13 protein-coding genes are annotated in these 17,166 nt (G+C 65.1%); 7 read left to right on the plus strand and 6 right to left on the minus strand.

Going from position 1 to position 17,166, the window contains the following annotated elements; translation table 11 throughout:
• Nucleotides 1-4: 4 nt before the first annotated feature.
• The 5 genes from AZF01_RS08285 to AZF01_RS08305 form a co-directional block, all read right to left on the minus strand.
• Nucleotides 5-799 carry a 2-keto-4-pentenoate hydratase gene (locus AZF01_RS08285; protein WP_024709396.1) on the minus strand — a complete coding sequence of 265 codons (795 nt, stop codon included), beginning with the start codon at nucleotides 797-799 and terminating at the stop codon, nucleotides 5-7.
• Nucleotides 800-808: 9 nt separating this feature from the next.
• Nucleotides 809-2,257 (minus strand): 2-hydroxymuconic semialdehyde dehydrogenase, encoded by a 1,449-nt coding sequence (locus AZF01_RS08290; protein WP_197489657.1) that lies wholly within the window; start codon nucleotides 2,255-2,257, stop codon nucleotides 809-811.
• 66 nt (nucleotides 2,258-2,323) lie between these two features.
• On the minus strand, nucleotides 2,324-2,755 hold the full coding sequence (locus AZF01_RS08295; protein ID WP_024709398.1) for a heme-binding protein: 432 nt from the start codon (nucleotides 2,753-2,755) through the stop codon (nucleotides 2,324-2,326).
• Nucleotides 2,755-3,675: a catechol 2,3-dioxygenase gene (locus AZF01_RS08300; RefSeq protein WP_024709399.1), complete on the minus strand. Its 921-nt coding sequence runs from the start codon at nucleotides 3,673-3,675 to the stop codon at nucleotides 2,755-2,757. Before AZF01_RS08300 ends, AZF01_RS08295 begins: the two co-directional genes overlap by 1 nt.
• Before the next feature lie 23 nt (nucleotides 3,676-3,698).
• On the minus strand, nucleotides 3,699-4,064 hold the full coding sequence (locus tag AZF01_RS08305; RefSeq protein ID WP_024709400.1) for a 2Fe-2S iron-sulfur cluster binding domain-containing protein: 366 nt from the start codon (nucleotides 4,062-4,064) through the stop codon (nucleotides 3,699-3,701).
• A 185-nt stretch (nucleotides 4,065-4,249) separates the two neighbouring features.
• Here AZF01_RS08305 and AZF01_RS08310 point away from each other — a divergent pair, with 185 nt between their 5' ends.
• From AZF01_RS08310 to AZF01_RS08340, 7 genes are all read left to right on the plus strand, one after another.
• Nucleotides 4,250-4,966 carry a GntR family transcriptional regulator gene (locus AZF01_RS08310; RefSeq protein ID WP_161633052.1) on the plus strand — a complete coding sequence of 239 codons (717 nt, stop codon included), beginning with the start codon at nucleotides 4,250-4,252 and terminating at the stop codon, nucleotides 4,964-4,966.
• Nucleotides 4,967-4,975: 9 nt separating this feature from the next.
• Complete coding sequence (locus AZF01_RS08315) at nucleotides 4,976-5,509, plus strand: redoxin domain-containing protein (RefSeq protein WP_024709402.1); 534 nt, start codon at nucleotides 4,976-4,978, stop codon at nucleotides 5,507-5,509.
• A 254-nt stretch (nucleotides 5,510-5,763) separates the two neighbouring features.
• Nucleotides 5,764-7,041, plus strand: a complete 1,278-nt coding sequence (locus tag AZF01_RS08320) for an ABC transporter substrate-binding protein (protein ID WP_036237923.1) — start codon at nucleotides 5,764-5,766, stop codon at nucleotides 7,039-7,041.
• Nucleotides 7,042-7,198: 157 nt separating this feature from the next.
• Entirely contained in the window at nucleotides 7,199-7,933 is a 735-nt protein-coding gene (locus tag AZF01_RS08325) for an ABC transporter ATP-binding protein (RefSeq protein WP_024709404.1), read from the plus strand.
• Entirely contained in the window at nucleotides 7,917-8,639 is a 723-nt protein-coding gene (locus AZF01_RS08330) for an ABC transporter ATP-binding protein (protein ID WP_024709405.1), read from the plus strand. The genes AZF01_RS08325 and AZF01_RS08330 overlap by 17 nt, the downstream gene beginning before the upstream one ends.
• A complete protein-coding gene (locus AZF01_RS08335; RefSeq protein ID WP_024709406.1) occupies nucleotides 8,639-9,499 on the plus strand; it encodes a branched-chain amino acid ABC transporter permease in 861 nt (286 codons plus the stop codon). The genes AZF01_RS08330 and AZF01_RS08335 overlap by 1 nt, the downstream gene beginning before the upstream one ends.
• 9 nt (nucleotides 9,500-9,508) lie before the next feature.
• Nucleotides 9,509-10,519 carry a branched-chain amino acid ABC transporter permease gene (locus tag AZF01_RS08340; protein WP_024709407.1) on the plus strand — a complete coding sequence of 337 codons (1,011 nt, stop codon included), beginning with the start codon at nucleotides 9,509-9,511 and terminating at the stop codon, nucleotides 10,517-10,519.
• 296 nt (nucleotides 10,520-10,815) lie between these two features.
• Here AZF01_RS08340 and AZF01_RS08345 read toward each other — a convergent pair whose 3' ends face one another.
• Nucleotides 10,816-17,052: a hypothetical protein gene (locus AZF01_RS08345; RefSeq protein WP_024709408.1), complete on the minus strand. Its 6,237-nt coding sequence runs from the start codon at nucleotides 17,050-17,052 to the stop codon at nucleotides 10,816-10,818.
• Nucleotides 17,053-17,166 lie beyond the last annotated feature (114 nt).

Genomic DNA, 17,166 nt, shown 5'->3' on the forward strand with positions numbered 1-17,166 from the left:
CGTCTCAATCCTTCGAAAATGCGGCGCGAACGGTGCCGAGCCCGTTGATGCGGGCCTCGAACACATCGCCGGGAGCGGCAGGCTGCATCGGGCCCAGCGCGCCGGAGAGAATGACGTCGCCGGGTCCGAGCGCGCGGCCGGCCTTCGCCATGGTGCGCGCCAGCCACAGTGCGGCGTTGAGCGGCGAGCCCATGCAGGCGGCGCCCGCGCCGACGGAGACCGGCTGGTTGTTCCTGAACATCACCATGCCGCACATGCGCTGGTCGAAATCGCCGACGCGCTTCGGGCTCTGGCCGAGCACGTAAAGGCCCGACGAGGCGTTGTCGGCAATCGTGTCGGTGATGCGGATGTCCCAATTGGCAACGCGCGAGCCGACGACCTCGATCGCCGGCACGACGTAGCCGATGGAGGCCATCAGATCGACCATGGTGATGAAGCCGCCGGTCAGAGGCGCCGCGATCACATAGGCGATCTCGGCCTCGACCTTCGGCTGCATGACGCGCGCGAAGGCGATTTCCTCGCCGTCCATCACCTCCATGTCGGCAAACAGCATGCCGTAATCGGGTTGGCCGACGCCGAGCTGCTTCTGCACTGCCTTCGAGGTCAGGCCGATCTTGCGGCCGGAGAGCTGGCGCTCCTCGCCGCCCAGCCAGCGCCTGGTGTTGATCTCCTGCACGGCATAGGCCGCCGCAATGTCGCCCTCATCGAGAAGGTCGCGGATTGGTGCGGCGGGCTGGCCCGTCTCCCAGGCCTGCCAGAGACGATCGGCGGCCTGTTGAATATTTTCTTCGCTGCTCATGATGTTGTCCTAGAGTTTGATGCAGACATTCGTCAGCTCCGAGTAGAATTCGAGGCCGTGAACGCCGCCCTCGCGGCCGATGCCCGACTGTTTGGAGCCGCCGAAGGCGGTCCTCAGATCGCGCAGGAACCAGGAATTGACCCAGACGATGCCGGCCTCGATCCGGCGCGCGACGCGATGGGCGCGCGTCAGATTCTCCGTCCATACGGCACTGGCGAGCCCGTATTCGGTATCGTTGGCAAGGCGGATCGCTTCCTCCTCCGTATCGAAAGGCGCGATATGGCAGACCGGACCGAAGATCTCCTCGCGAACGGCGCGGGCGCTTTCCGGCAGGCCGGTGAAGATGGTCGGCTCGATCCATGCGCCGCCGGCAAGGTCCTCGTTCATGTCGGGCACGCCGCCGCCGGTGACGACGGTCGCGCCGTCCTTCTTCGCGAGATCGAAATAGGAGAGTACTTTCTCGCGATGTTCCTGCGAGATCAGCGGGCCGAGACTGGTGCCGGCCTCTTCCGGCGCGCCGAGCTTCAGGCCTTCGGCCTCCTGTTTCAGCCGCGCGACGAACGCATCGAAGATCGGCCGCTCGACATAGAGGCGCTCGGTTCCGAGACAGACCTGGCCGCAATTGGCGAAGACCGAGCGCATTGTCCCCTCGATCGCCTTGTCCATGTCGCAATCGGCAAAGACGATGCCGGCGTTCTTGCCGCCGCATTCCATCGAGACCTGGCGCAGGCCCTTGGCGGCCGAGCGCATGATGACCTCTCCCGTGCGGGTCTCGCCGGTAAAGGTGATGGCGTCGACGCCCGGATGTTCGGTGAGATAGGCGCCGGCCGAATCCGGTCCGAAGCCGTGGACGACATTGAAGACGCCCTTCGGGATGCCGGCCTCGTTCATCACCTCGCCCAGCAGGGTTGCCGTCAGCGGGGTTTCCTCCGACGGCTTGACCACGACGGTGTTGCCGCTCGCCAGCGCCGGGCCGACCTTCCACGTCATCAGCAGCAGCGGCAGGTTCCACGGCGAGATCACGGCGACGACGCCCTTCGGTTTGCGCACGCCGTAGTTCAGCGCGCCGGCGCCGTCCGGCGTATCCAGCATGAAGCTTTCCGTCGGAACGTTCTTCACCAGATCGGCGAAGACCTTGAAATTGGCCGCGCCGCGCGGAATGTCGACATGGGCGGCAAGGCTTTTCGGCTTGCCGGTGTCGAGGATTTCGGCCTCGAGAAAATCATCGAAACGCTTGGCGATGCCGTCGGCGACAGCGTGGAGCAGGGCGGCGCGCTCCGCGAGCGGCAGATAGCCCCAGGGGCCGGAAAGCGCGGCGCGGGCGGCGGAAACGGCGGCATCCACTTCCGGTCTCAATCCCTCATGCACGATTCCGATCTTGCGCCCGGTCACCGGCGAGACGTTGTCGAAGGTCTTGCCGGAGCTGCCCGCGGTATATTCGCCGTCGATGAAGTGCATTGCCTCGCGCAGATTGATCTTGAGCACGATCGTGATCCTTTATGCTTTTCAAGCCTTTAGTGTTTTCTATTGCTCCCAGAGGCCGATTGCCTGAAGCCCGGCCCGGGCGCAAATCTCGTCCTCATCGGCCGAGGCGCCGGAAACGCCGATGCCGCCGATGAGTTCGCCGTCCGCCCGGATCGGCAGGCCGCCGGGAAAGGCGGCGACGCCCGGCTGGCCGGTGATGCCGGCGAGAACCGCCGGCTCCCCCGCAAGCGCTTCGTAGAAGGCGCCCGTCGCCGCATTGAATCCCGCCGCCGTATAGGCCTTGTCGCGGGCGATATTGCCCGATGGCAGGAAGGCGCCGTCACCCCTTAGGAAGGCGAGGGGATTGCCGCCGGCATCGACGACGCAGGCATTGACCGCGACGCCGAGTTCGATGGCCTTTTCCACCGCCGCGCCCACGGCCTTGTGGGCGGCGGCGGCGGTCAGCCGCAGCGAGGTGCGGGTGACGTCCATCAGGTTACGACCGACAGGAAGGCTTCATTGAGCTGGCGCTCGTAGTAGAAGATGCCGCGACCGACATTGTTGTGATCCCAGATGCGGGTCGGATGGTCCTTGTAGGCGGTGTAGCCGCCGGAGAAGACCTCGTTGCGGTTGCCGGACGGATCGAAGAAATAGATCGTCTGGCCGCGGGTAATGCCGTGCCGGGTCGGGCCGAGGTCGCGGCTCATGTCATAACGCGTCATGATGTCGGCGGCGTTGCCGATCGCGTTCCAGTCTTCGAGGAAGAAGGCCAGGTGATGCAGCTTGCCGGGCTCGTCATGTTTGACGAAGGCAATGTCATGCGCCTTGTTCGACACCGTCATCCAGATCGCCAGCGTGCCGTCGGGCAGGTCGACGCGCTCGGGCAGGTGGAAGTCGAGCACCTTGGTGAAGAACTCCTCCACCTGGTCGATATTCGGACCGTAGAGCAGGCAATGGTCCATGCGCTGGGCGCGCATGCCGCGCGGCTCGGTCTTCCAGGTGTAGGGGTTGCGGGTATCCGGGCCGTTGTCGGAGAGCTCCATGTCGGCAAAGAGCTCGATTCGGTGGCCGGAAGGGATGGTGAAGCCGATGCGCGGACCGACGCCGGGCTGCTCGCCGGCAGGCACGTCGTCCACGGCCAGGCCCCATTCCTCGATGCGGCGGCGGAAATTGTCGACGCTGTCCTGGCTGTCGGCCTTGAAGGCGAAATAGTCGATGCCGGCGCGATCGGCCTCGCGCAGCACCACCGAATGGCGATGGAATTCGTCGTACCCCTTCAGGTAGACGCGGCCGTCGGCTTCCTTGCTGACGAGTTCGAGGCCGAGCCGGTCCACATAGTGGGTGATCGACTCGTCCATGTCGAGAACGCGCAACTGGGCGATGCCCGGGCGCAGCAGACCTTCCTGAGACATTTGGCGTTCCTCCTAACCTGTTCTCAGACTTCTTCCCGTTGTCTCTCGCTTCGCGTCTCGCCCGGCACGCGTGGCGGACGATAGGCGGGTTCGATCACGAGATCGCTCCTGGCGATGAGCCGGCAGGCAAGCGCATAGCCTTCCTCCTGCTCCTGCTCGGAGACGTGATAACGGCTCATTTTCAGGGTTTCGTAGCTTCCGGAGATGACCCGAACCCGGCAGGCGCCGCAGCCGCCGCGGCGGCAGCCGATCCTGACGGGCGGACGCTCATGCGACGATGTCGCCCGTTCGATGGACAACAGAACCGGCTCGCCGTCCCGGCAGGAAAAGACCCTCGTGCGGCCGGCGATACGGATCGCGTGTTCCTTCGTGGCGTTGCTCTCGGTCATCTCTCCTCCCGCAGTCGAAACCGATGATCGGAGACTGCGCCCGGCAATCTCGTTTGTCAAACATAAAAACGATATTTTTTAAAAATGAGGATTAAAAACGATATTTTATAATTTTATCGTTGTTTTTGATCGTCGATATGTTAATCATTGAGGAAGACAAGCATGCCGCATGGATTGGAGAGGTCGTGACGCATCTGAAGAAGGTCGAGGAAATCAGCGCCACATCGGGCAGCCGGACGACGATCGAGCTCGTCTATGAGGCGCTGCGCCGGGCGATCCTGTGCGGTGAGATCCCGCCGGAAAGCCGGATGCGGGTGGAGGATCTGCGCGCGACCTTCGGCGTCGGCTCGTCGACCGTTCGAGAAGCGCTGTCGCGGCTGCTGGCCGAGAACCTGGTGACCACCGAGGGTCAGCGCGGCTTTCGCGCCGCGACGATCTCGATCGAGGATTTCAAGTCGATCGTCGAGATGCGCGCGCTGCTTGAGGCCCGCGCGGTGCGCCATTCGATCGAGACGGGTGATGACGACTGGGAAAGCGCCTTCGTCGCCGCCCATCACCGCCTGGCAAAGCTCGAGACCGAAGCCGTGGGGCGTGAGGATGAACTGGTCGGTGACTGGGAAAAGCGCAACCGCGCCTTTCATGACGCGATGACGGCGGCCTGCACCAATGTCTGGCTCCTGAACTGCCGGTCCATGCTTTACAGCCATTCGGTCCGCTATCTGCAGATCTCTTTCGCGCAGAAACGGTGCATACCGCGGGACGTGCGCGGCGAACACCAGGCGATCTTCGAGGCGGTGATCGCCCGCGACGCGGCACGCGCCGAGAAACTGACCGCCGACCACATTTTCCGCACCGTTCCCGAGATCGAGGCGCGGCTTGCGGAGATGAAGCTTTCCGCGTGAGGCCCGGCCATGGTCGCGCGGCTTGTTCCGGGTATCGAGGCTCCCTCATTGCGGTGCGAGACCGTCTCGCACGGCCTGTTTGATCTTGCGGTGGACGCGCCGGAAGGTGGCACGTTCATCGCCTTCCATCGCGGCCGCCACTGCAAGTGGACGCGCAACGCGCTGAAGGAGCTTGACGACCGGATCGGCGATTTCGCCATTCGCGGCATTCGCCTGATCGCCGCATCGGCCGACGGACGGGCCGAGACGGAGCGGCTGAAGGAGGAGATGCAGATCATTCGCCTGCCGCTCGCCCATTCTCTGGATGTCGCGGCGATTGCCGAAGCCTTCGGGCTCTATGTGACGCGCGCAAGCAGCGAGCCCGAGGCGCCGGCGCTCAATTTCGAGCCGGCGCAGATCTGGGTGAGGCAGGATAATGTGATCGGCGCGGTCGCGATCCAGAGCGGGCCCAATCTCTGGGCAGACGCGACGAACACGCTGCGCGGCATCGAGAATACGATGAAGAAATTCCCCGAAAGGGGAACGGGAGAAACGGGAAAATAGCCTGAAGGGAACCGTTCCGACCCTTTTCGGGACACGCGGACGAGACAACGAGCGCCGGCGCTTTCATGCGACCGGAAGGCGTCCGCCCAGAGCGAGGCGCGTCGGCGAACGGGAGGTCGCCGGCCGCATTTGAGGAAACACCTTTTCCGAGCCGGTTTCGTTTGATCCGCGCACGCCTGTCGCGCGCGGAACGGGCGAAGCTGTGCCGAAAAGCGGGCTCATGCACGACAGGACGTTCAGGAGGAGGAAACCCCATGTCCAGAAAATTCATCACGCGCAGGACGTTCATCAAGACCACGGGCGTGGCCGGAACGCTGGCCGCAACCGGCGGGCTCGCCATGCCGGCGATCGCGGCGCCGAAGACGATCAAGATCGGTTTCGTCTCGCCGGAAACCGGTCCGCTCGCCATCTTTGCCGAGCCGGACCGTTTCACGATCGAGCAGTTCTCCAGGGGACTTGCCGACGGGCTGATGATCAACGGCACGAAGCATCCGGTCGAAATCATCGTCAAGGACAGCCAGTCGAGCTCGAACCGCGCCTCGTCGGTTGCCCAGGACCTCATCTTCAGCGACCAGGTGGACATTCTTTGCGCCGCCTCGACGCCCGACACCACCAACCCGGTGGCCGACCAGGCCGAACTGAACGGCGTGCCCTGCGTGACCAATGACACGCCCTGGCAGCCGCATTTCTTCGGCCGGCAAGGCGATCCGAAGGTCGGCTTCCAGTACACCTACCACTTCTTCTGGGGTCTTGAGGACGTGATCTCGACCTTCATCAACATGTGGGACGAGGTGCCGACCAACAAGGTCGTCGGCGCGTTGTGGCCGAACGATCCGGACGGCAACGGCTGGAGTGACAAGACGGTGGGCTTCCCGCCGGTCATGGAAAAGCGCGGCTATTCGCTTGTCGATCCCGGCCGCTTCCAGTCCGGCTCCGACGATTTCTCCGCGCAGATTTCCGCCTTCAAAAATGCCGGCGTGGAAATTGTCACCGGCGTTGTCGTGCCGCCGGATTTCACCACCTTCTGGACCCAGGCCGCCCAGCAGGGCTTCGCCCCGAAGGTCGTCAACGTTGCCAAGGCCACCGAGTTCCCGCAGGCCGTCGCCGGTCTCGGCCAGCGCGCCGACGGTCTTTCGGTGGAAGTCTGGTGGTCGCCTTATCATCCCTTCTCCTCCGGCTTCACCGGCCAGTCATCGGCCGAGCTTGCCAAGGCCTACGAGGATGCGACCGGCAATCCCTGGACGATGCCGCTCGGCTTCAAGCACGCTTTGTTCGAGGTTGTGGTCGATTCGCTGAAGCGCACCGAGGACATTTCCGATCCGGATTCGATCGCAAGAGCGATCGCGGCGACCAATTATAACTCCGTCGTCGGCCCGATCGATTTCTCCAAGGGGCCGGTCCCCAATGTCGCCAAGACGCCGCTGGTCGGCGGCCAGTGGCACATGGACGGCGACAAGCCGGTTCTCGAGATCGTCGAAAACAAGGACCATCCGGAAATCCCGCTCACGGGCGCAATGAAGCCGATCGGCTAGCGCATCGGCTTGAAAATCGGGTCTGATTTTCGGAAAGCACGATGCGTCGTTTCAACACGATGGAGCGTCCTTTGTGCGTCCTAATGGACGCGCCGCGCTCCAAAGCGTGCGGTCCGGGGAGGGCGCGCCCTTCCCGGACCCCGCCGGGAGAGTTTTCATGACGACGATCCTTTCGCTTTCGGGCGTCAACAAGCGTTTCGGCGCACTGACCGTTGCCGACAATGTTTCCTTCGACCTGCCGGAAGGCCAGGCGCTCGGCATTATCGGTCCGAACGGCGCCGGCAAATCGACGCTGTTCAACCTGATCGGCGGCGCGTTGTCGCCGTCGTCGGGCGCGATCTTCTTCGAGGGTCGCGATGTCACCCGCAGGAGCGCTGCCGAGCGCTGCCGTATGGGCATTGCCCGCTCGTTCCAGATCCCGCACCCCTTCACCGGCATGAGCGTCTACGAGAACCTGCTGGTGGCCGCCGCCTTCGGCGCGCCGGGCGGCAGCGGCGGCAAGGCGGTATGCGCCGATATTCTGCAGCGCACCGGGCTGATGGGCAAGGCCAACCGGCCGGCCGGCAGCCTGACGCTTCTGGAGCGCAAGCGGCTGGAGCTTGCCCGCGCGCTCGCCTCCGGGCCGAAGCTTCTGCTGCTCGACGAGATCGCCGGCGGGCTGACGGAGGCGGAGTGCCATGACCTTGTCGAAACGGTCCGCGGCATCCGCGATTCGGGCGTGTCCATCATCTGGATCGAGCATGTCGTGCATGCGCTGACGGCGGTGGTCGAGCGGCTGATCGTCATCGACTTCGGCCGCATCGTCGCCGATGGCAAGCCTGCCGCCGTCATGGCCGATCCGCTGGTGCAGGAAATCTACATGGGGATCGCCGTCGATGACGAAACTGCTTGAAACCGAAGGCCTCGAAGCCTTCTACGGCGATTTCCAGGCGCTGTTCGGCGTCGATATCTCTGTCGGCGAAGGCGAGGCCGTGGCGCTGATCGGCGCCAATGGCGCGGGAAAATCCACCTTCCTCAAGGCGCTGACCGGCCTGGTGCCGTCGCGCGCAAAAACGCTCTCCTTCAACGGCGCGCCCGTGTCGGGCTGGCCGGCCGATCGCATCCACCGCGCCGGCATGGCGCTGGTGCCGGAGGGCAGGCGGCTTTTCCCTTCGCTTTCCGTCGAGGAGAACCTGCTGGTCGGGGCTGCCGGCGGCCGGTCAGGCGCATGGAACCTCGACGCGGTCTATGACCTGTTTCCCGATCTCGTTGAAAAGCGACGGAATCCCGGCACGGCGCTCTCCGGCGGGCAGCAACAAATGGTGGCGATCGGCCGGGCGCTGATGTCGAACCCCGTATTGCTGCTCTGCGACGAGATCAGCCTTGGTTTGTCGCCGAAGATCATCCGCGACATCTATCAGGCCCTTCCGAAAATCCGCGCCTCTGGCGCCTCGGTGCTCGTCGTCGAGCAGGATGTCGGCCAGGCGCTTGCCGTCGCCGACCGGGTCTATTGCCTGATGGAGGGCAGGGTGACGCTGACCGGCACACCCGCCTCGCTCACCCGCAAGGAAATCGCCGCCGCCTATTTCGGCGCGTCCGATCTGAAGGAGGCTTCATGATGGTTTTCGTCAACGCGGTTCTGCAGGGCATCCTGCTCGGCGGCCTCTATGCGCTCTTTGCCGCCGGCCTCAGCCTGATGTTCGGCGTCATGCGCTTCATCAACATTGCCCATGGCGACTTCATCGTCACCGCGGCCTATCTCATGGTGGCCTTCGTCGTCGGCTGGGCCATTCATCCGGCAATCGCCGCCGTCGCGGTTCTCGCCATTCTGGGCGCGGCCGGCTATCTCAACCAGCGCGTTCTCCTGAACCGCATGCTGGGCAAGGATATCCTGCCGCCGATCCTCGTGACCTTCGGGATGTCGATCATCATCCAGAACGCGCTGCTGGAGATATTTTCCGCCGACAGCCAGCGCCTTGTCGCAGGTGGGCTCGACACCGGCAGCCTGTCGCTGGGCGGCGGGCTTGCCGTCGGTTACCTGCCGCTCCTGATGTTCGCGACGGCCGTGGCGGTGATTGCCATCCTGCAGTTCATCTTTTATCGCACATCGCTCGGGAGGCTCCTGCGCGCCACCTCCGATGACCCGGAGATCGTGCCGCTGATGGGGGCGAAAAACGCCCACATCTTTGCGCTGGCAACGATGATGGCGAGCGTTGTCGTCGGCGTTGCCGGCATCTTTCTGGCGATGAAGACGAATTTCGATCCGTCGGCCGGACCTGTCCGTCTGATCTTCGCCTTCGAGGCGGTGATCATCGGCGGTCTCGGCAGCCTCTGGGGCACGCTGGCCGGCGGCATCATTCTCGGCATCGCCCAGACGGTGGGGGCCCAGATCGACGCCGGCTACCAGATCCTGGCGGGGCATCTCGTCTTCCTCGCCCTTCTCGTCGTGCGGCCGCGCGGCCTGTTTCCGAAAATGTGAGGTGAGCCGATGACCCTTTCCCTTCCGACCGCGCCGCCCGTCCCGCGCGATTTCGTCTCGCCCGGCCTGCGCACGGTTCTCGCCGCAGCGCTCGTCCTCTTTGCCGTCGCGCCGCTTTGGGCCGGGCCTGCGGGGTTGCGGCTTCTGATGGAGGCCTTCAGCCTTCTGGCGCTTGCCCAGATGTGGAACCTGCTTGCCGGTTACACTGGGCTGATCTCGGTCGGCCAGCAGGCATTTGTCGGGCTCGGCGGCTATCTGTTCTTCGCGCTCGCCATGTTCCTGAACGTGCCGCTGCTCGTGGCCATTCCGGCCGCAGCGGTGGCCACCGCCGTCATCGCGGTTCCCACGGGATGGGTCGCCTTCCGTCTGAAGGGCGCCTATTTCGCCATCGGCACCTGGGTGATCGCCGAGGTCTTCCGGCTCACCATGGCGCAGATCGGCGCGCTTGGCGGCGGTTCGGGGATTTCGCTGCCGGTTGCCATCGTCCGTTCGCTCTCGGCCGACCGGTTTGCCCGCGAAATGATCATGTATTACATCGCCTTCGGCCTCGGCGTCGTCTCCATTGTCGCCGTCTGGGGGCTGTTGCGCTCGCGCTGGGGTCTGGCGCTGACGGCCATCCGCGACAGCGCGCCGGCGGCGGAAAGCGTCGGCGTGCGCGTCGAGGCGGTCAAATTCATGGTCTATGTGTTCGTAGCCTTCTATACGGGCCTGACCGGCGCCTTCGTTTTCCTGCAGAAGCTGAGAATCACGCCGGACGCCGCCTTCAGCGTCAATGAATGGACGGCCTTCGTCATCTTCATCGTCGTCATCGGCGGGCTTGGCTCCATCGAGGGGCCGATCATCGGCACGGTACTGTTTTTCCTCTTGCGCTGGATCGCCGCCGACTGGGGCGCCTGGTATCTGATGGCCATGGGCGCGATCGCGATCGCGGTGATGGTGGTCAACCGGCGCGGCGTCTGGGGCGCGCTCCGGTCGACCTTCGGCACGCTCTCGGTCCTGCCGGTTTCGCGCAGGCTTTAGCGCAACGGGCGGCGCATCTGGCCCGCCCGCTAAAACGTTCCCGATATTATTCCTGAAATTCAATGGACTATGCCGCCGGGGCTTCGAGTCAAGGGGCAAGGCTCTGCTGGCAAGGCCAACGGTCACGGCCGGTGTGCCGTGCGTCATGTTGACAAGCGAAGGGCCGCTTTTCGTGTAGTCTGGATCCTCGGGTCAAGCCCGAGGATGACCCGGAGTGTGGCAATGGCTTTGTCGACAAGCAAAAGGGCGGTCTTCGCAACCGCCCCTCAGCCTGATCGTTAATTCGATAGCCGGTCCTATTTCAGCCGACCCGCCGCGTGGGCGAGCATGGTGTAGACCTTGCCGGTGTCCGACGTCAGGTAGGACTGGACGGCGCCGCGGTCGCGGTTCTTGCGCATCACGTCGGAGAGCAGCTTCTCGAAATCGGCGATATAGCGGTCGACGGCGGTCTTGAATTCGCGGTCGCCCTCATATTTCGCCTTGATCTCGTCAAAGGTGCGCTGGCCCTTGAGCGTGTAGAGCCTGCGCGTGAAGACGTCCCTTTCACCCTGCTGGTAGCGGCCCCAGAGTTCGACCGAGGCATCGTGGTCGATGGCGCGGGCGATATCGACGGACAGCGAGTTCAGCGAATCGACGACCTGGTTGGGCTTGCGCTCGCCGGTCGTTGACTGCGCGGGGCGCGCCTGCTGGCTTTCGCGCTGGCCGGCTTCCTCGCGGGCGGCTGCCCTCAGAAGATCACTGATCCAGCCTTCTCCGCCCGGCGCATTGCCGGCGGTACGCGTCACCGCCTGCTGGCGCGGCGCGTGCGCAGGCTGCTGTTTCGGCATTGCCGCCGAAAGGCTGGGCGCGCTCAGCGAACCGGCGGGCGGGCTGGCGAAGGGCCGCCGGGCGACCGGCTCTTCCGTCTTCTGCTGCGGGCGCGGCGCTTCGGGCGCGGAAACCTGCGAGCGCGATGTCGCGATCATTGACGAGATATCCTCAAGGGCGCGGATCTGGTCTTCCACGGCCTTGCGCATGGCCTTGGCGCTTTCGCGCGCCTCTTCGGGCATGTCGTGAATGCCGCGCTTGACCGCCTCGCGCGTGTTTTCAAGTTCGGCGCGGATTTCGGCGGAGATCCGCTCGATTTCCTGCGTGGCGCCGGAGAACCGGCGGGCGGCGTCGTCCACCGAGCCGCGCATGGTTTCGGCAACCCGCTGCGACATGCTCTCGGCATCCTGCCCCGTCTTTTCCATCGTGGCGGCCACGGCTGCGGCGACACCCTTCAGTCCCTTCTCGATCTCCTGCGAACGCTCGGCGAGGCCCTGTGACAGGAGGCCAAGCGCCTCCTGGCGTTCGGAAAGCGTGCTGGCGAGGTTCGACTGCGCGCTCTCGATCAGGTTCGAGGCGCGGTCGAGCACGCCGGCATGGCTTTCGATCTGCGCGACCAGGCTCTGCACCGTTTCAAGAGCGCCGGCGGCGCTGCCGTCGAGCGCGTCGACCTTGGCGCCAAGCAGGCTGCTGGACTGCTCGAGCGAAGCGGACGAACGTTCCGCGGTCTCGTTGATGCGGTTGGCGGTCGAAGCCAGCTGCTCGTCGGCGGAAGAGAGGCGAGCGGCGGCCTCGTCGACCAGACCGGCGAGCATCTGGTGGCTCTGGGAGAGGTGGCTGACGAGCGCTTCGACATTGCCGGCAAGCGCGTTGCCGTCGGCGCGCAGCTGGCGGCTGCCTTCCTGCGAAGCCTGGTGGATCCGCTCGGCGGCAAGACGGCCGGTCTCGCCATAGCTCTCGATCAACGGACGGGCCTTCTCCTCGATCAGGCTGCTGAGCGTGCTCGTGTGTCCGGAAAGCATCGAATTCATGTCGCGGGCGCGTTCGTCGAGCACATTGCCGACGGCGTCGCCGCGCGCAGCCAACACGCGATCGACCGTGCCGAGCGTTTCCTCCAGCGCCTTCATCTGGGCGCCGAGGTTGTCACGCAGCGACTGCGCCCGCTCGGTCATCGATTTCTCGGATGCCTCGAGCTGACCGGACAGCATGTCGGCCGTGCCGGCAATGCCGCTGTTCAGCCGTTCGCCGCGTTCGGCCAGCAATTGCTCGGCGTCGCCCATCGTCCGGCGGATCGTCTCGATCTGGTTGTCGATCCGGCTGCTGGTGGCCGACAGGATCTCGGAAATTCGCGTGCTGTTTTCCGACGCATGCTCGCCGGCAAGGGCTGCCTGACTGGCGAGTTCCGCCTGCATTTGACGGGCGCGGTCGAAGATTTCGTGGGCCGAGCCCTCCATGCTCTGCCGCGCGGAGGCGACGGCGCCCGCAACCTGCTCGGTAAAGCCCTGTCCCGCCTGTTCCAGCTTGAGGCGGGCGTCCTCGGCGCTGCGTTCCATGTCGGCGGAGGTTTCGGAGACCGTGTCGCGGATGCGTCCGGCAAGCTCGCCGGAGCGGCGGTCCATTGTGTCGCTGATCCTGACGAGGCCCTGGTCGAGGGCGCTTTCAAGGCCGGAGAAGCGGCTCTCGATGTTTGCCTGGCCTTGCTCGAGGGTCGCAGCAATGGCGCTGCGGCGGGCGTCGAGGGTCTCGCCCAGCCGCTCGACGGCGGCGCCGCTCGCGGTCTCGATCACGCGCGCCTTTTCGTCCAGCGTGCCGGCGAGACGTTCGTCGATCTGCGAGCCGGCCAGCATAAAGGCGTTTTCGTGGGTCAGCATCGTTTCGTTGAGGCTGCCGGCAACGCGTTCGCCGGCCTGCTCGAGCCGCGCCGTGTTTTCGGCAAGCGCGTCGTTGATGCGGGTGTGAACGGCATCCGCGGACGAGGCCAGACGGTCGGCTGCCTCCTGCGTCGCCCGTTCGAAGCCGGTGCTCTGCTCGGCAAAGGTCGTTTCCAGCCGGTTGCGGGTCGTCTCGCCGGTCTCGGCCAGACGTTCGGCATGCCCGGACAGCGAGGAAGAGAGGCGGTTTTCGACAGCGCTGCCGGTATTCTCGATGGCGCTTGCATGGTCGTTCAGCGCCTTGTCGAGCCGGCGTCCGGCCTCGTCGACGAGGCCTTCGATGCGGATGGCACCGGCCTCCACGCTCTGACCGTGCCTGTCGAGACTTTCGCCTAGCGCGCCGAAGGAGGATTCGACCCGGCCTGTCATGGTCTCGGCCGAGCGGGTGATCAGGCCTGCCGCGGTGGAGACCTTCTCGGCAATCGCGCCGGCGGAACCGCGCAGCCGGTCCTCAAGCGCCATGCCGGCCTTGTCGATCGTTTCGCGCAACGCGTTCTCGCGGCCTTCCAGCGACATCTCAAGCAGGCTGGAGGAGGCGGCAATCGTGGCGGAGATGCTGGTCGTGCCGTCGGAGAGCGTCTCTGAAATGCCCGTGCTCGCCTGCTCGATCGCGCTCTCGAGCGCGCCCGTTCCAGCGCGCAGGCTGTCTTCCAGTCGCGTCTGGCCGGCTTCATAGGCGCCGCGGATGCCGGCCTCGCGCTCGGCAAAGGTTCTGGTGATGCGGTCGTCGATCTCGGAAATCCGGCCGTCGAGCGCCCTGGCCTGGGTGTCGACCGTTTCCTGAAGGCTGGTTGCGACATCGCGATAGGCGCCCGTCAGGCGCGTCTGGCCTTCTAGGAGCGTTTCGGAGAGACGCGTGGTCGAGGAATCGATCGTCTGGCCGAGGCTTTCCTCGCTGGTCGACAGCGTCGCCGCCAGCATCATGGCATGGTCGGAAAGGCGCTCGTCCAGTCGCTCGCTCGCGCCGGAAAGGGCGGCAGTGATGCTTTCCTCGCGGCGGCTCAAGCCGGCCTCGAGCCTGTCGGCCGCGCCGCTGACGGCGGCCTCAAGGCGCTGACCGGTTTTGTCCAGCGTTTCCGCGACCCGCTCCCGGTTCTTCTCGCTCGTGTCGCTCATGCGGCGCTCATGCGCGTCGAACGTTTCCTCAAGGGCTGCCTGCGCGGAAGAGAGCCTGAGGGAAAGCAGATCAGATTTCTCGGAAATCTGCGTCTCGATCCGTTCGCTCGCGCCCGAAAGGGCGGCAGTGATGCCGGCCTCGCCGCTGCCGAGGCGCTCGGTGAACTGTCCCAGCTGGCGGTCGAGATGACCGGTTGCTTCGCCAAGCGCGCGGTCGAGCCGGCCCTGGCCGTTTTCGAGCGTCTCCCCAAGCCTTGCCGTCCTGGAATCGATCGTCTGGGCGAAGGTCTCTTCCGCCGCCGAAAGCGTGGTGGCGAGCATGATGGACTGCTCGCTCATCTGCTCTCCGAGCTGTGCGGTGGCTGCCGAAAGCGTCGCGCCGATACCGGACGCGCCGTCGTTGACCTGGGCGTTGAACCGCTGAAGCTCGGCCTCGAGACGTTCGGAGGCGCCGGAAAGCGAGCCGTCGAGCTGCTCCTGGCCGTCGCGCAGGACCGTTTGCAGCTTTTCGGTATGGGCGCCGAGGCTCTCGCCGAAGGTTTCCTCGCTGATCGACAGCGTCGCGGCCAGGCCGGCCGCATGGTCGTTCATCCGCTCCTGCAGACGCTCCGAGGCATTGTCGAGAACCGCGGCAATCCCGTTTTCGCCATTGCCGATGCGCTCGTTGAACCGGGCAAGCTGGCTGTCGATCCGGTCCGATGCGCCCGCGAGCGTGCCGCTCAGGCGCTCGTTACCCTCGCGCATCCGCTCCTCGATGCGGGCGGTATGGCCTTCGAGCGACATCGCAAACGCTTCCTCGCTGGTCGAAAGCGTGGTGGCGAGCATGATCGCCTGGTCGTTCATGCGCTCGCCGAGCCTTTCGCCGGCATCGTCGAGCGTTGCGCTGATATTGGCCTCGCCGCCGGTGATCTGCTGGCTGAAGCGGGTGAGCTTTTCTTCCAGCCGTTGCGAAGCGTCGGAGAAGACCTGCTCGAGCCTGCCGTGATCCGCCCCGATGGTTTCGCTGATCTCCTTGACGTTGGTCTTGAGCGTCTGGTCGAGCATTTCGGTGCTGGTCGACAGCGTCGTCGCCAGCGACAGCGTGTGATCGGTCATCTGTTCCTGAAGCCTGTCGGAGGCATGGGACAGCATCGTATCGATGCTCGAGCGGCCTTCGGAGACGATCTCGTTGAAACGTCCGAGCGTCGTGTCGATCCGGCCTTCCATGGCGCTGCCGCTTTCCTCGAAGGCGCTGGTGAAGGCATCGAGCCGGCTGTCGAGATCGGTCCCGAGGCGGGAGATCGTGGCCTCGAGGCGCTGGTCGACATATTGCGTGCGTTCATCGACCTGACGGGCGATCTCGGCATCAGTCTCGCTGATCTGCCGGTTGAAGCGGACCTGGCTTTCGCTGAGCGTCGTCGACAGACCGCCGACGACCCGCTCCAGCGCGGCGTTCATCGCGGTCTCGCTCTCTTCGGCAACGGCGCGCAGGGTCTGCGTGCGTTCGCCGAGAAGCGTTTCCAACTGACCGCCGCGTTCGGAAAGCGCGGAAGTCAACTGTTCGGTCTCCGTGTTGAGCGCGCTGGCGCTGGCGGTGAAATCGTCGATCAGCGTGCGGCCGCGTTCGTCGAAGCGCTGTGAGAGATCGGTGAAGCGTTTGTCAAACAGATCGGAAAGCGCGCCATAGTTTCGATCGAACTCGCTCCTGAGCGCGCTCGAGCGGTCCTCAAGCAGGTCGCCGATCGAGGCGACGGCGCGGGCGGTGTTCTCGTTGATCACGGCGGCCCGGGTCTCGAGCATTTCGGCAACCCCGTTGCCGGCCGTGCTCACCTTGCGGGTGAGGTCATCCATGACCGTGCCGATCTGGTCCTTGAGCTGGTCGTTGGTGCCAAGGATCGAGGTCCTGAGGCGGGCGGCGTGGCTGACCACGGCCTCGCGTTCGGCAGTCAACTCCTGCACGAGGTTGCGGATGCGCATCTCGTTGTCGGCATAGCTGCGCTCCAGCGCATTGACCTCGGAATGGACAAGGTTTTCAAGCTCGGAGGCGCGGGCGATGGTGCGCTCGATGCCTTCGTTCATGGCGTAGACTTCGCGGCGAACGGCCTGGCTGACGCTGCGCACCTGCTGGGCAGCATTCTCGTCCGGATCGGACAGGCGAAGCGCCACCTCGGCCATCGAGCGGGCGGCCTCCTGCATGTCGCGCGCGCGCGCCAGCATGATGTTGAAAGCATAGAAGACGAAGATTGGGGCGACGGTGAGCGCCGCGGCGAGACCGATGCCGTCAATGCTCAGGATGTCGGCGAAGGAGGTGGCGTTGAAGATGCGGCTGCCGAAGGCGACCAGCGTTCCGGTGACGCCGAGCGCCAGCCAGCCGGCGGACATGATCGTGGACGTGCGCAGCGCCTTGACGGTCGAGCGGCGCTCGAAGGCCTTCAGCACGCGCTGCGTCGACAGCATGCCGGGATCGTTGGCGGGGCGGAAGGCGGGCGATTTCGGCCGGGGGGCGTTGGCGCGTTCTTCCTCGGCGCGCGCGCTCTTTGCGGCCTGCCGTCCGAACACGCTTTCCTTTCGCTGCGGCGCTTCCTGTTCGCGCGGCGCTTCGCCATCAGCCTTCTGTTCCGACGAATCGGATGACAGGGCATCCTCCAGCGCGTGGAGTGCCTGATCGTCGAGCGAAGTGCCGCCTGATTGTTTCGCCATGGATACGCCTCGTGACACGCGGGCCGTTCCGGACGTCCGTCTTGAGCCGACGGGTCCGAAAAGCCCTGAAACTTCAAAACCGGTTCAGTCTGGCCCGAACTGGGCAGATGGCCG

It is taken from the genome of Martelella sp. AD-3 (assembly GCF_001578105.1).
In the GTDB taxonomy this organism is placed as follows: Bacteria; Pseudomonadota; Alphaproteobacteria; order Rhizobiales; family Rhizobiaceae; genus Martelella.

Bases quoted from the DNA above. Each gene is read 5' to 3' on its own strand.
- AZF01_RS08295 (WP_024709398.1), bottom strand. From the start codon at position 2,755: ATGGACGTCACCCGCACCTCGCTGCGGCTGACCGCCGCCGCCGCCCAC.
- AZF01_RS08320 (WP_036237923.1), top strand. From the start codon at position 5,764: ATGTCCAGAAAATTCATCACGCGCAGGACGTTCATCAAGACCACGGGC.
- AZF01_RS08335 (WP_024709406.1), top strand. From the start codon at position 8,639: ATGGTTTTCGTCAACGCGGTTCTGCAGGGCATCCTGCTCGGCGGCCTC.
- AZF01_RS08325 (WP_024709404.1), top strand. From the start codon at position 7,199: ATGACGACGATCCTTTCGCTTTCGGGCGTCAACAAGCGTTTCGGCGCA.
- AZF01_RS08285 (WP_024709396.1), bottom strand. From the start codon at position 799: ATGAGCAGCGAAGAAAATATTCAACAGGCCGCCGATCGTCTCTGGCAG.
- AZF01_RS08300 (WP_024709399.1), bottom strand. From the start codon at position 3,675: ATGTCTCAGGAAGGTCTGCTGCGCCCGGGCATCGCCCAGTTGCGCGTT.
- AZF01_RS08330 (WP_024709405.1), top strand. From the start codon at position 7,917: ATGACGAAACTGCTTGAAACCGAAGGCCTCGAAGCCTTCTACGGCGAT.
- AZF01_RS08345 (WP_024709408.1), bottom strand. From the start codon at position 17,052: ATGGCGAAACAATCAGGCGGCACTTCGCTCGACGATCAGGCACTCCAC.
- AZF01_RS08340 (WP_024709407.1), top strand. From the start codon at position 9,509: ATGACCCTTTCCCTTCCGACCGCGCCGCCCGTCCCGCGCGATTTCGTC.
- AZF01_RS08305 (WP_024709400.1), bottom strand. From the start codon at position 4,064: ATGACCGAGAGCAACGCCACGAAGGAACACGCGATCCGTATCGCCGGC.
- AZF01_RS08315 (WP_024709402.1), top strand. From the start codon at position 4,976: ATGGTCGCGCGGCTTGTTCCGGGTATCGAGGCTCCCTCATTGCGGTGC.
- AZF01_RS08290 (WP_197489657.1), bottom strand. From the start codon at position 2,257: ATGCACTTCATCGACGGCGAATATACCGCGGGCAGCTCCGGCAAGACC.